We start from the raw sequence: 13,320 nt of genomic DNA on the forward strand, positions 1-13,320 counted from the left end.
AGATGACCACCGCCTACACGCCGTGCGGACCCACCGACGTACCGCAGGACGTCGACATCGACGCGATGCGGGCGAAGTACGCTCAGGAGCGCGAGAAGCGCCTGCGCAAGGATGGCGGCGCGCAGTACCTCGAACTGGAAGGTGACCTGGCCGACCTCTACGAGGTAGACCCATACACGCCGGTGGCCGACCGCCCCCCGATCCGCGACGACATCGAGGTGGTAGTCCTCGGCGGCGGCTTCGCCGGATTGTTGTCGGGCGCCTACCTGAAAAAGGCTGGTGTGCAGGATGTTCGGATCATCGACATGGCCGGGGACTTCGGGGGAGTGTGGTACTGGAACCGCTTCCCGGGCATCCAGTGCGACAACGACGCCTACTGTTACATCCCGATGCTCGAGGAACTCGGCTTCGTGCCGAGCAAGAAGTTCGCCGACGGAGCCGAGATCTTCGCGCACTGCCAGGCCATGGGTAAACACTTCGACCTCTACGACGGCGCGATCTTCTCGACCCAGGTCGAGGCCATGCGCTGGGACGACAACACTAAGCGCTGGCGGCTGACCACGAACCGTGGTGACGACATTCGCGCGCGGTTCGTCGTGATGGCGCAGGGCTCCTACAACAAGCCCAAGCTGCCCGGCATCCCCGGCATCAAAGAATATTTGGCCGCCGGCGGCCACGCATTCCATTCCGCGCGCTGGGACTACGACTACACCGGCGGCGATGCCAACGGCGGCCTACACAAGCTGGCCGACAAGCGGGTCGCACTCGTCGGCACCGGGGCCACCGGCGTGCAGCTGGTACCGCATCTCGGTCGGGACGCCAAACAGCTCTTCGTGTTCCAGCGCACCCCGTCGTCGGTGGACATGCGCGCAAACACGCCCACCGACCCGGCCTGGGCCGCGGCCCTGCAGCCCGGTTGGCAGGAGGAGCGCAAGCGCAACTTCCACAACTGGTCACCGTTTGTAGGGGTGGTCTTCGGCGAACCGGATCTGGTGTGCGACTTCTGGACCGAATTGGGCCGCAACATGAGCGCCCGGATTGCCGCCAGCCCGGATCCCGCCTCGCTGGGGATCGAGGAGATCATGGCGATCCGGGAGGAAGAGGACTACAAGATCATGGAGCGGCTGCGGCGCCGCGTGGCCGCACTGGTCGACGACCCCGACACCGCCGAGGCGCTCAAGCCGTACTACCGCTTCATGTGCAAGCGGCCGTGCTCGAGCGAGACATACCTGCCGGCGTTCAACCTGCCCAACGTGACGCTGGTGGACGTGTCGGAAGCCAAGGGCGTGCAACGCCTGACGGAGAAGGGCATTGTCGCCAACGGCGTTGAGTACGAAGTCGATTGCGTCGTGTTCGCCAGCGGATTCGAGATCTCCACGGAGATCAGCCGGCGCTTCGCGGTCGACGTCATCGAGGGTCGAGACGGGCTGTCGCTGTTCGACTACTGGCACGACAAATACCGGACGCTGCACGGGATGACCGCCCGCGGATTCCCCAACCAGTTCTTTACGGGCTTCATCCAGGGCGGCGTCTCGGCCAACACCACCGCGATGTTCGAGCAGCAGGCCGAGCACATTGCCTACATCATCGCCGAGGCGCAGAAACGCGGCGCGAGGACCGTCGAGCCCAGCCAGGAGGGCCAGGATGGCTGGGTCAGGACGGTCGCCGAACTCGCGATCGACAACTCGGCATTCGAGATGTCTTGTACCCCCGGCTATTACAACAACGAGGGGCAGGGCGGCGCCAAAGACAATGGTGCGTTCCTCGGTGACTTCTACGCGCCGGGCTTCTACGCTTTCGGCGACCTGATCGCCGAGTGGCGTGCCCGGGGCGACTTGGCAGGTCTGGTCTTGGGCGCATGACGGTCGCAAGGTTTGACAATCGCGTCGCCGTGGTGACCGGCGCCGGGCGTGGGCTGGGCCGCGAGTACGCGCTACTCCTCGCCTCCCGCGGGGCCAGGGTGGTCGTCAACGACATCGGCGGCCGGGTCGACGGCGAGGGGCTCGACGCGGGCCCGGCGGAGCGGGTGGTCGAGGAGATCGCCGGGGCCGGCGGTCACGCCGTCGCATCAACGGCATCGGTGGCGACCCGCGAAGGCGGCGAGGCCGTCATCGCGACCGCGCTCGAGCGCTACGGCCGTATCGACATCCTGATCCACAACGCCGGCAACGTCCGGCGCGGCTCGCTGAAGCAGATGACCTACGAGGACTTCGACGCGGTGCTCGACGTGCATCTGCGCGGCGCGTTCAACGTGGTCCGGCCGGCGTTTCCGGTCATGTGCGCGGCGGGCTACGGCCGCATCGTGCTGACGTCGTCGATCGGCGGCCTGTACGGAAACCACAACGTGGCCAACTACGCGGCCGCCAAGGCGGGCGTGGTCGGTCTGTCCAACGTCGCGGCGCTCGAAGGCGCCGCCGAGGGGGTGCGGTGCAACGTGATCGTGCCGGCCGCGGTGACGCGCATGGCGGATGGCATCGACACCTCGTCCTACCCCCCGATGGGCCCGGAACTGGTTGCGCCCGTGGTGGGTTGGCTCGCGCACGAATCCTGCTCGGTGACCGGTGAGGTGTTCATCGCGCTGGCGGGCCGCGTCGCGCGGGCGGTCGTCGCGGAGACCCCCGGGGTCTGCCGGCCGGCGTGGACGATCGAGGATGTCGGCGGCCATCTGGATGCGATCCGATACGCCGACGCGCCATTGATCTTCCCCGTCGTCCCGGACGGACACGACCGGCACATCCGTTACAGCTTCGAGCTGGCTGGCCGCTCGACGGATCACGGAGCGCTGCATGGGTAGCCCGGCGGGCCCGTTGGCCGGGGTGCGCGTGATCGACCTCACCGCGATGGTGATGGGACCGTACTGCACGCAGATCATGGCCGACCTGGGCGCGGACGTGATCAAAGTCGAACCCCCGCAGGGGGATAACACCCGCTACATCTCCGTCGGCCCGGCGCCGGGCATGAGCGGGGTGTTCGTCAACGTCAACCGCGGCAAGCGCAGCGTCGTGCTGGACTTGCGGACCGACGCCGGAACGCGCGCGTTGCGCGGTCTCGTCGAAACCGCCGATGTGTTCATCCACTCGATGCGCGCCAAGGCGATCGCCAAGCTCGGCTTCGGCTACGACGACGTCGCCGCGCTGAATCCCGCGATCATCTACACCAATTGCTACGGGTACTCCCGCCGCGGACCCGATCGCGACCGCCCCGCGTACGACGACACGATCCAGGCCGAGTGCGGGCTGCCCGCGGTGCAGCAGCAGTTGACCGGCGAGGCCGATTACGTCGGCACCATCATGGCCGACAAGATCGCCGGGCTGACGGCGCTGTACGCGACGATGATGGCGCTGTTTCACCGCGAGCGCACCGGACAGGGACAAGAGGTCGAGGTCGCCATGTTCGAAACCATGGCCTCCTTCATGCTCGTCGAACATGCCAACGGCGCCCTGTTCGACCCCCCGCTGGGGCCGGCGGTGTATCCGCGCACCGTGGCGCCCAACCGCCGCCCGTACCGCACCAGCGACGGCTACCTCGCCGCGTTGATCTACAACGACAAACACTGGGACGCCTTCATGAAGGCCGTGCAGCCACCGTGGGCCAGCGAGCTGTACTCGACGCTGGAACAGCGCGCCCGCGAGATCGACACCGTGTACGGACTGGTGGCCGAGACGATGAAAGAACGGTCCACCGAACAGTGGTTGGCGCTCCTGCGCGAATTGGAGATACCGGCCGCGCCGCTGAACACGCCCGGCGCACTGTTCGACGATCCGCACCTCAACGCGGTCGGCATGTTCGAGACGGTGGACACCCCCCACGGGCCGGTGCGCTTCCCCGGCGTACCCACCTGGTTCTCCCAGACGCCGGGCCGCGTCGCGGGGCCGGCGCCGGAGCTCGGCGCCCACACCGAAGAAGTGCTCGCCGAGCTCGGGTCGAGACAACGCCGAAAAGCCGTGCCGGAGGGCGAATTCGCCGCGGCCCGCGACGGAAAGGAACTCTAGCCATGGGCGTGCCCGTCTACAAGCGCGTGCTCGACCTGTTCGAGGCCGAGGGGGTGAACACGCTCTTCGGAATCCCGGACCCGAACTTCGTGCACATGTTCGCCGAGGCCGACGCCCGCGGTTGGTCGGTGGTCGCTCCGCATCACGAACTGAGCGCGGGATTCATGGCCGAGGCGGCGTCGCGGATGACGGGCAGACCCGGCCTCTGCATCGGCACGCTGGGGCCGGGCATGGCCAACATGGCCGGGGCGATCCAGTGCGCGCTGGTGGAGAACTCGCCGGTGATCTTCCTCGGCGGCCAGCGCGCCCGCGTCACCGAACGCCGGGTGCGGCGCGGGCGCATCCAATTCGTCCGCCAGGAGCCACTTTTCGCGGCGTCCGTCAAGTACAGCGCGTCCATCGAATACGCCGACCAGACCGACGAGATCGTCCGCGAGGCGCTCCGCCGGGCCATGTCCGGCACGCCCGGCCCGGCCTACATCGAGTACCCGTCGCACGTCATCCTCTCCGAACTGGATGTGCCGGATCCGCTGCCGCCGCACCGCTACCGGCTCGTCAACCAGACCGCCGGTGAGCGCGAGGTGGCCGAGGCGGCGAAGCTGATCCGTGCCGCCCAGAGTCCGATCCTGTTGGTCGGGCACGCGGTGCACACCTCGCGCACCGGTGCGGCGGTCAGGCAGCTGGCCGATCTGATGGCCTGCCCGGTGATCCAAACCTCCGGCGGCACCTCGTTCATCGAGGGCCTCGAGGACCGCACCTTCGCCTACGGCTTCTCGCCGGCGGCCGTCGAGGCGGTGGTGAAGTCCGACCTGTGCGTCGCGCTGGGCACCGAGCTCGGTGAACCGAGCCACTACGGCAGGACCCGGCACTGGGCACCGAACGACGCAACGCGCAAATGGGTTCTGGTCGAGCAGGATCCGGTCGCCGTTGGCGTCAACCGGCCCATCGACGTGCCCCTGGTCGGCGACCTGCGCGGGGTGGTGCCCCAGCTGGTGGACGCGCTGCGGGGCAGCCCGCGGAAGGCATCGGTCGATCTGGACCGGTGGATCTCCGAGGACGCGGCCGAGCTGGCGCAGCTCGCCGAGAACGCCCCGACCGGCCGGACGCCCGTCCACCCGGCGCGCTTCGTCGTCGAGGCGACCAAGGCGTTCCCGAAGGACGGCATCCTGGTCCGCGATGGGGGAGCCACCGTCATCTTCCAGTGGACCTATTCGCAGGCCAAGCCGCACGACGTCATCTGGAACCAGAACTTCGGCCACCTCGGCACCGGCTTGCCCTACGCTATCGGCGCCTCGGTCGCCGAGGGTGGGAAGCGCCCGGTGATGCTGCTGACCAGCGACTCGGCCTTCCTCTTTCACATCGCCGAGCTGGAAACGGCCGCGCGCCAGCAACTTCCGCTGGTGTGCGTGGTGGGTGTCGACCACCAGTGGGGCCTCGAGGTGGGCGTCTACAAGCGCACCTTCCCGCAACCGTCGCCGCAACCCGGCGTGCACTGGAGCAAAGACGTGCGCCTCGACAAGGTGGCCGAGGGCTTCGGCTGCCACGGCGAGTACGTCGAGAAGGAGGAGGAGATCGGCCCGGCGATCGCGCGGGCCTACGCGAGCGGCAAGACGGCCGTCGTCCACGTCTGCATCGATCCGAAGGCCAATTCCGAGGAGATGCCCAAGTACGACGAGTTCCGCACCTGGTACGCCGAGGGCACCCAATAAGACAAGGAGCAGTCATGCGCGAATACCTCAAGTTCTACATCGACGGCCGGTGGGTCGATCCGGTGCGCCCCAACACATTCGATGTCGAGAACCCGGCCACCGAGCAGGTCTCGGGGAGGATCTCGCTCGGTTCGGCCGCCGACGTCGACGTGGCGGTCACCGCCGCGCGGCGCGCGTTCGCCGGCTGGTCACAAACCAGTCGCGACCAGCGCCTCGATCTGCTGGAGGCCATTCTCGCCGAATACGGCAAACGCGCGGGCGATCTCGCCGACGCGGTCACCGAGGAAATGGGCGCCCCACCCTCACTGGCCGCGGGCCCCCAGGTGCAACTCGGGCTCGGGCACCTGGTGACCGCGATCGACGTGCTGAAAAACTTCGAGTTCTCCGAGCAGCACGGCGCCACGCTGATCTCCAAGGAGCCGATCGGCGTCTGCGGGTTGATCACGCCGTGGAACTGGCCGCTCAACCAGATCGCGGTGAAGGTGTATCCGGCGCTCGCGACGGGCTGCACGATGATCCTGAAACCGTCTGAGGTCGCGCCGTATTCGGCCTACATCTTCACCGAGATTCTCGACGCGGCGGGCGTGCCGGCCGGTGTCTACAACCTGGTCAATGGCGACGGTCCCGGGGTCGGCGTGGCCCTGTCGAGCCACGAGGGAGTCGACATGGTGTCGTTCACCGGCTCCACGCGCGCCGGCGTCGAGGTGGCACGCAACGCCGCAACGACGGTCAAGCGGGTGACCCAGGAACTCGGCGGCAAGAGCCCCAACATCGTCCTCGACGACGCGGGCTTCGCCGACAGCGTCCGTGCCGGCGTGCTCAACATGATGCCCAATTCCGGGCAGAGCTGTAACGCGCCGTCGCGCATGCTGGTCCCGAACTCGCGGATGGCCGAGGCCAGCACCATCGCGCGGGAAGTTGCCGAACAGGTGAAGGTGGGCGACCCCGCCGACAAGACCGCGATCGGTCCGGTGGCGTCGCAGGCGCAGTTCGAGAAGGTCCAGCGGCTGATCCAGCAGGGCATCGACGAGGGCGCGACCGTCGTCGCCGGCGGTCCGGGACGGCCCGAGGGGCTGCAGACGGGCTACTACGTCAAGCCGACGGTCTTCGCGAACGTCACCAACGACATGACGATCGCCCGCGAGGAAATCTTCGGGCCGGTGCTCTGCATCCTGGGCTATGACGACATAGATCAGGCCGTCGAAATCGCCAACGACACCGACTACGGCCTGGCGGGCTATGTCTCGGGCGCCGACGTCGACCGGGCGCGCGAGGTGGCCCACCGGATCCGCGCCGGATGGGTGACGATCAATCACGCCTTCGACATGAACGCGGCCTTCGGCGGCTACAAGCACAGCGGCAACGGGCGCGAATGGAGCGAATTCGGCTTCCACGAGTACCTGGAAGTCAAGAGCACGCTTGGCTACGCGCCGGACAAGGCCGCCCACTGACGCCGTTGCGTGTCCTCCACTGAATCCGGCGCCCCCGCCCTTAAGCTGGCTCCGATCAAGAGGAGGGGCAGCGACGTATCGGCATCAACTGTGGCGCCGGGCGACACGAAGGTCAGGGCGCGCTAACCGCGAGCGCTGAGCCGGGCGGGACTCATCCCGCGCCGGCGCGTCGTGCTCCGCGGCCCCGGTGGGTCGCGCCCGTGCGCAGAGTCGGTCGCCTGGCGATCTGGGATAAACCCGAGCGGCGCAGCGGAATTCCCGCACTCGACGGATTACGCGCGATAGCCGTCGCGCTGGTGCTGGTCGGGCACGGCGGCATCCCCGGGGTGAGCGGCGGATTCATCGGCGTCGACGTCTTCTTCGTGCTCAGCGGCTTCCTGATCACCTCGCTGCTCCTGGACGAACTCGGGCGCACCGGCCGTATCGAGCTGACCGGCTTCTGGATTCGCCGCGCGCGCCGGCTGCTGCCCGCCCTGGTGTTGATGGTGCTCACGGTCGCCGCGGCCCGCCAGCTGCTTCCCGACCGGTCCCTCACCGGCCTGCGCGACGACGCGATCGCGGCGTTCCTGTGGATGGCGAACTGGCGGTTCGTCGCCCAGAAGACCGACTACTTCACGCAGGGCGCCCCGCCGTCACCGCTGCAGCACACCTGGTCGCTCGGGGTGGAGGAGCAGTACTACTTCGTCTGGCCGGTGCTGCTGATCGCGGTGACGCTGGCGTTGGCCGCGCGGGCCAGGCGCCGCTTCACCCGGGCCACCGTCGGCGGCGTCCGCTTCACCGCGTTCCTCATCGCCACCGTCGGCGCGCTGGCTTCGGCGGCGGTCGCCATGGTGATGGTGTCCGACAACGCCCGCGACCGCGTCTATTTCGGCACCGACACCCGAGCGCAGGCGTTGCTCACCGGCGCTGCGGCGGCGGCCCTGCTGGTGCGCGACTGGCCCTCACTCAACCGCGGCTGGTGCCTGATCCGGACCCGGTGGGCCCGGCGCGTCGCCCGCATCCTGCCGCTCGCCGGCCTGGCGGGACTCGCGGCGGCGACCCATTACGCCACCGGCAGCAGCGGCGAGTTCCGCCACGGCCTGCTCATCGGGGTCGCCATCGCGTCCGTCTTCGTGGTGGCGCCGGTGGCGTTGGAGCAGCGCGGGGCGGTCGCCCGCCTCCTGGCCGCGCCGCCGCTGGTGTGGCTGGGCACCATCTCCTACGGGGTCTACCTCTGGCACTGGCCAATCTTCTTGGTGCTCAACGGCGAACGCACCGGATGGACCGGGCTGCCACTGTTCGCCGCCCGGTGCGGCGCGACGGTGGCGCTGGCCGCGTTGTCCTACTGGCTGATCGAACAACCCATCCGGCGCTGGCGGCCCGCGCGCGTGCCGCTGTTGCCGCTGGCGGCGGCGACGGTGGCCAGCGCGGCGGCGGTGACACTGCTGGTGGTACCGGTGGGGACCGGGCCCGGCTTGCGCGAGGTCGGGCTGCCGCCCGGCGTCTCGGCGGTCGCCGCGGTGTCCCCGTCTCCGCCGGGTGCTGGCCACCCGGCCGGTCCGCGCGATCCCAACCGGCCGTTCACCGTCTCGGTGTTCGGAGATTCCATCGGGTGGACGTGGATGCATTACCTGCCGCCCACACCGGGATTCGCGTTCCTCGACCACACGGTCATCGGCTGCAGCCTGGTGCGCGGCACACCGTACCGCTACATCGGTCAAACCCTGGAGCAGCGACCGGAATGCGACGGCTGGCCGATCCGGTGGTCGACGCAGGTCGGTCAGGACCAGCCGGACGTCGCGCTGCTGATCATCGGCCGTTGGGAAACGGTGGACCGCGTCAACGAGGGCCAATGGACCCACATCGGTGATCCCACCTTCGACGCGTACCTCAACGGCGAGCTGGAGCGAGCGCTGAACATCGTGAGCTCCACCGGCGTTCGCGTGGTGGTGGCCACCGTGCCGTACAGCAGGGGCGGCGAAAAGCCGGACGGCCGGCTGTATCCGGAGGACCAGCCCGACCGGGTCAACCTGTGGAACACCATGCTGCGCAAGACAGTCAGCCACCATCCGAACGTGCAGATCCTGGATCTGAACAAAAAGCTCTGCCCGGATGGCGTTTACACCGCCAAGGTCGACGGCATCAAAGTGCGCAGCGACGGCGTCCACCTCACGCCCGAAGGGGTGAAGTGGTTGACGCCGTGGCTCGAGGAATCCCTGCGCTAAGCCCCGGTGCGGCAGCTGATTTCCATGCTGTCGCTGTCCCGCACCGCGAAGTTGAAACTCACGTAACCGTTTGCGGGATCGCGCACGCGGTCGAGATACGGCTGGGTGTCCGCGGCGCTGGTGTTGTCGGCGACCACCAGTGCGCCGGTCGACAACCGCGGCTCGAGCAGCTCGATCACCGGCAAATACAGGTCCTTCCAACCGTCCAGCAACACGAAGTCGACCGGTTGATCCAGGCCGGCCAGCGTGGCCAACGCGTCCCCTTCGAGGATGGTGATCACGTCGTCCAGACCGGTTTGCTCGAATGTCTGTCGCGCGGCGGCGATCTTGGTGTCATTGAGCTCGGTCGTCACTACCCGGCCGGCACCGTTGTCGCGCACCGCGGACGCCAGGTGGACCGCGGAGATGCCGAACGACATCCCGAATTCGACGACCGTCGCCGGCCGGGTCGCGCGCACCAGGGCGTACAGCAGCCGGCCGGCTTCGGGCGTGACCGGGATGTAGAACTCGCTCATCGCGTCGGCGCGCTCCCGCGCGGTCATCGGCCGGTCGAAGTCACCACGCCTCTCCCGCAGCAGCGACATCTGCTCCTTCGCCTCGGTGTACATGCGGTCGAGCACGGTCGCGACCTTCGAATCCTGCAAAGTATTGGGCATGTCCTCGAGGGTAGGCGTCGGCGTCCGCGCGCAGGTAGGAGCGGCCCGACCCGCCCCAACGACCTCGCGAATGGGTTTGACGGGCAACGGGACGCGGTGTACAAAGGTTTCGCAAGCACCTCGGTAGGTGAGGCGTCTGCATGGACACAGGCCACTGACCCCGAACGTCGAGAGACGCCCCGGGTCAGGACAGCTCTTCCCGGACCCAAGGGTTGAGCCCAAGTGGCTTCCGGGCCCATCGGCTCCGGATACGCCGTGCAGTGCCGAAGCTCCGACGAGAGGGGTGCGACCGGCGGCGCGCCGCCGGCATTCGCTGCCCTCCCGTTTCAGGTGACATGTGAGGACACCCGCGTGTGTCGTGGCCGTGAGGAGGTGAGGGCGAGATGAGTCCGGGCGATAGTCCACATCCGAAATCCGTTTTGTCCCGAACCGGTTCCGGCCGTCCTTCCGCCGCCTGAGCCTCGGCGTCGCCGGCGACTCACCAGGAGTTTGCGGGCTGTCGCTCATGCGCGAGCGCTTTTGGCCGGGCCGATCGGGCCTCCTCAAAAGGAGAAGATCATGGCTTTTGTTGTCACACAACGCGTTACCGGTCGCACCCGCGGGCGTGGGCGGGCGTTGCTCCGGTCGGCGCGGCTGCTGGCCACCAAGCTGCACGCGCGCAGCGCCCTGACTCCGCAGGAGCGGGCCAACCTGTACGTGTCGCGGATGCCCATCGCGGTGGTGACCGCGTCGCTGGGTGGGCACCCGTCGACCGGCACGGGTTCCACGAGAACACGATGACGGTCTCGCCCGAGGCGGTCGTCGTGGGCCCGGCCGCCTCGCTGTGAGGCGTATCTTCGAATGGGTCTGTCCGGCGGACGCGGAAGGAAAGCCCATGGAGGTCGCCAGCATCGGTGTCGCCCGCGTTGCACTCGCGACCGTCCTGGCCGGCGCGGCCCTCGCCGGGTGCGGCGGCAGCAACAACGCATCGCCGACGTCGTCCTCGCGTTCGGCCGCCCCCTTGACCAGTTCCAGCGTGGCCAGCCCGGCACCGGGACAACCCACCGATTACAGCGCTTTGCTGATCAAGGTGACCGATATCGGCGGGGACCTGACCACCCCGCAGCCCCCGGTGCTGAACCCCAACAACGCACCGGGGGTGGCGCAGTTGTTCGCGAGCGCCGACAACAGCCGGCGGATCGGTGACACCATCCTGATCGTCGCCGACCCCGCGACGGCGGCCGCCGGAATCGACAACACCAAGACCAATTACGGCGGCAAGGTCAGCGGCACGTGGCAACCGGTCGACGTCGGCTCCAACGGGACGATGATCTCGGGTACATCGCCCGACAACGCCCAAGCGGTGACGGTGCTGCTGTTCAGCGAGGGCAGGGCGCTGGTCAACCTCGAATTCGACAGCGCGGCAGGCGATCCGATCGATCCCGCGGTTGCCACCGATATCGGGCGTAAGCAGGACGCCGCCATCAGGAAGGGCCTGCCCGGCTAGCCGAACGCCGGGACGGATTTGAGTAGTTTTGCGGATTCGGTCCGCCGGTACGCCGCGCATGCTGGGTGGCATGACCATTCCAAACAGCATGTCCAAGACAACCGCCGCCTTCTTCGTGCAAGCCGCGGCCGCCTTCGGTATCAGCTTCATCGCGGCCCTGGCCGGCATCTACTTCCTTCCCCTTGATGCTTGGCAACGGCTGTTTCTCGGCATCACCTTCCTGTTCCTGGTGTCGAGCGCGTTCACCCTGGCCAAGGTGATCCGCGACCAGCACGAAGCCGCGACAGTTCGGGTGCGTCTCGACGAAGCGCGCATCGAGAAACTGCTGGCCGACTACGACCCCCTCAACACCGCGACCTGAGTAGTACTACTCACGCACTACGCGTAGAACCGCTCGGGCGCGGGCGCACCCGAGCCGTGATGCTTAGTTCATGCTCCCGCGCACCGACGAACACCGTTTGGCGCCAACAATATTTGAGAAAGGTAGGTCTGTGCTCCATGCCCGCGCTGGCAAGATTCCCCGACGTCGCCGAGGTTGCGGCCGCCACCCCGGCCGACCGCGATCGCGTCCTGGACGTCATTCGCATCACCTCGCTGATCGGTGTGGTCCTCGGCCACACCGTGATGGCCATCAGCATCATTCGCAATCACGTGTTGATCTGGGACAACCTGCTGACCACGTCGGCTTGGTTTCAGGCGGCGACCTGGATCCTGCAGATCATGCCGCTGTTCTTCTTCGCCGGCGCCGCGGCCTGCGCATCGTCGTGGTCACCCGGGACCAATTGGGGTGACTGGCTGCTGAAACGCTGCACGCGCCTGTTTCGGCCCGTGTTCTACTACCTGGCCTTCTGGGCCGTGGTGTTGACGGTGCTTTACCACCTTGTGCCGCAGCATGTTTACCAGCCGGTCGCGGGTGTGAGCACCCAGCTGTTGTGGTTCCTGGGCGCCTACGTGCTGGTGCTGGCCGCGATGCCGCTGTTGTACCGCATCACCACCGCCGGGCGCCTGGCCGCGGGGGCGGCCGCCGTCTACGTGACGATCGCGGTCATCGATGCCTGCCGGTTGCACTGGCCGGCGCTGATGCCCCTGGGCTACCTCAACCTGGCCGTGTGGCTGATCCCGGCCATGTTCGGCATCGCCTACCGCCGTGGCCTGCTCACCGGCCGCGCCGCACTGGCCGTGGCAGCCACCTTCTTCGCCGTCGACGTCGCCCTCGTGCAGTGCGGGCCGTACCAGATCAGCATGGTGGGCACCGGTGATCACCAGCTGTCCAACACCAGCCCGCCTTCGCTGCTGCTGGCCGGGCACGCAATCATCCTGAGCGCCTTGGCGATCGCCGCCGCGCCGGCGATCTCTCGCTGGGCCCAGCGACCGCGGGTGTGGTGGTGGACCGCGATCGGCAACTCCGGCGCGATGACGCTGTACTTGTGGCACATGCCCGTGCTGCTGGGCGTGCACCTGGCCTTCGACTACCTCGGTTGGCCTCGTTACCCGGGGGCGCACGATTTCCTCGCCGTGAGCCTGGCTCAGGTGCTCATCGTGGTCGGGGTGGTGGCGGTGCTGTTCGTCGCGCTGCGGCCGCTGGAGAACAACCCGCTGTCCGGTTGGGACGGCGCCCCCACGGTCACCGCCCGCGGGCGGGGGACGGTCATCGGTGTGCTGTTGTGCGTGGCGGGCGTCGCGATCCTGGCCGCCATCAGGTGGGGTCTCAAAGACGACGGCCTGGTCTGCATGGCGGTGATGGTGACCGCGCTGGTTGCCGCCCGCGCGGTTACCGCGGCACCGGCGCAGCGCCGCAGCACAATTGGTGGATAGGCGAGGG

At 68.1% G+C, this 13,320-nt stretch carries 11 protein-coding genes and 1 riboswitch; of the genes, 10 read left to right on the forward strand and 1 reads right to left on the reverse strand.

Annotated elements, in window-relative coordinates; translation table 11 throughout:
- Positions 1-2: 2 nt before the first annotated feature.
- The 6 genes from A5680_RS20185 (at position 3) to A5680_RS20210 (ending at position 9,356) form a co-directional block, all read left to right on the forward strand.
- Complete coding sequence (locus A5680_RS20185) at positions 3-1,862, forward strand: NAD(P)/FAD-dependent oxidoreductase (RefSeq protein ID WP_067822481.1); 1,860 nt, start codon at positions 3-5, stop codon at positions 1,860-1,862.
- Positions 1,859-2,794, forward strand: a complete 936-nt coding sequence (locus A5680_RS20190) for an SDR family NAD(P)-dependent oxidoreductase (protein WP_055403891.1) — start codon at positions 1,859-1,861, stop codon at positions 2,792-2,794. Before A5680_RS20185 ends, A5680_RS20190 begins: the two co-directional genes overlap by 4 nt.
- Before the next feature lie 13 nt (positions 2,795-2,807).
- The gene (locus A5680_RS20195; protein WP_055403897.1) at positions 2,808-3,992 is read left to right on the forward strand and encodes a CaiB/BaiF CoA-transferase family protein; all 1,185 of its coding nucleotides are present in this window, start codon (positions 2,808-2,810) and stop codon (positions 3,990-3,992) included.
- Positions 3,993-3,994: 2 nt separating this feature from the next.
- The gene (locus A5680_RS20200) at positions 3,995-5,701 is read left to right on the forward strand and encodes a thiamine pyrophosphate-binding protein (protein WP_067822484.1); all 1,707 of its coding nucleotides are present in this window, start codon (positions 3,995-3,997) and stop codon (positions 5,699-5,701) included.
- A gap of 14 nt (positions 5,702-5,715) precedes the next feature.
- Positions 5,716-7,152 carry an aldehyde dehydrogenase family protein gene (locus tag A5680_RS20205; protein WP_067822487.1) on the forward strand — a complete coding sequence of 479 codons (1,437 nt, stop codon included), beginning with the start codon at positions 5,716-5,718 and terminating at the stop codon, positions 7,150-7,152.
- A 200-nt stretch (positions 7,153-7,352) separates the two neighbouring features.
- Positions 7,353-9,356: an acyltransferase family protein gene (locus A5680_RS20210; RefSeq protein ID WP_067822489.1), complete on the forward strand. Its 2,004-nt coding sequence runs from the start codon at positions 7,353-7,355 to the stop codon at positions 9,354-9,356.
- Here A5680_RS20210 and A5680_RS20215 read toward each other — a convergent pair.
- Complete coding sequence (locus A5680_RS20215) at positions 9,353-10,012, reverse strand: O-methyltransferase (RefSeq protein ID WP_067822491.1); 660 nt, start codon at positions 10,010-10,012, stop codon at positions 9,353-9,355. The two genes, A5680_RS20210 and A5680_RS20215, sit on opposite strands and share 4 nt — an antisense overlap.
- A gap of 112 nt (positions 10,013-10,124) precedes the next feature.
- A riboswitch (M-box (ykoK) riboswitch) is annotated at positions 10,125-10,302 on the forward strand.
- Positions 10,303-10,570: 268 nt separating this feature from the next.
- Between A5680_RS20215 and A5680_RS25900 the strand changes: the two genes are divergently transcribed.
- From A5680_RS25900 to A5680_RS20230, 4 genes are all read left to right on the forward strand, one after another.
- Complete coding sequence (locus tag A5680_RS25900) at positions 10,571-10,792, forward strand: hypothetical protein (RefSeq protein ID WP_156349594.1); 222 nt, start codon at positions 10,571-10,573, stop codon at positions 10,790-10,792.
- A gap of 94 nt (positions 10,793-10,886) precedes the next feature.
- A complete protein-coding gene (locus tag A5680_RS20220; RefSeq protein ID WP_055403886.1) occupies positions 10,887-11,498 on the forward strand; it encodes a hypothetical protein in 612 nt (203 codons plus the stop codon).
- 70 nt (positions 11,499-11,568) lie between these two features.
- Positions 11,569-11,859 carry a YiaA/YiaB family inner membrane protein gene (locus A5680_RS20225; protein WP_055403896.1) on the forward strand — a complete coding sequence of 97 codons (291 nt, stop codon included), beginning with the start codon at positions 11,569-11,571 and terminating at the stop codon, positions 11,857-11,859.
- 137 nt (positions 11,860-11,996) lie between these two features.
- Complete coding sequence (locus A5680_RS20230; protein ID WP_067822494.1) at positions 11,997-13,313, forward strand: acyltransferase; 1,317 nt, start codon at positions 11,997-11,999, stop codon at positions 13,311-13,313.
- Positions 13,314-13,320: the final 7 nt, after the last annotated feature.

Source organism: Mycobacterium sp. E2989, from assembly GCF_001667595.1.
Lineage (GTDB): Bacteria > Actinomycetota > Actinomycetes > Mycobacteriales > Mycobacteriaceae > Mycobacterium.

Coding starts and splice junctions, on each gene's coding strand:
- A5680_RS20185 (WP_067822481.1), top strand. CDS start 3: ATGACCACCGCCTACACGCCGTGCGGACCCACCGACGTACCGCAGGAC.
- A5680_RS20190 (WP_055403891.1), top strand. CDS start 1,859: ATGACGGTCGCAAGGTTTGACAATCGCGTCGCCGTGGTGACCGGCGCC.
- A5680_RS20200 (WP_067822484.1), top strand. CDS start 3,995: ATGGGCGTGCCCGTCTACAAGCGCGTGCTCGACCTGTTCGAGGCCGAG.
- A5680_RS20205 (WP_067822487.1), top strand. CDS start 5,716: ATGCGCGAATACCTCAAGTTCTACATCGACGGCCGGTGGGTCGATCCG.
- A5680_RS20215 (WP_067822491.1), bottom strand. CDS start 10,012: ATGCCCAATACTTTGCAGGATTCGAAGGTCGCGACCGTGCTCGACCGC.
- A5680_RS25900 (WP_156349594.1), top strand. CDS start 10,571: ATGGCTTTTGTTGTCACACAACGCGTTACCGGTCGCACCCGCGGGCGT.
- A5680_RS20220 (WP_055403886.1), top strand. CDS start 10,887: ATGGAGGTCGCCAGCATCGGTGTCGCCCGCGTTGCACTCGCGACCGTC.
- A5680_RS20225 (WP_055403896.1), top strand. CDS start 11,569: ATGACCATTCCAAACAGCATGTCCAAGACAACCGCCGCCTTCTTCGTG.
- A5680_RS20230 (WP_067822494.1), top strand. CDS start 11,997: ATGCCCGCGCTGGCAAGATTCCCCGACGTCGCCGAGGTTGCGGCCGCC.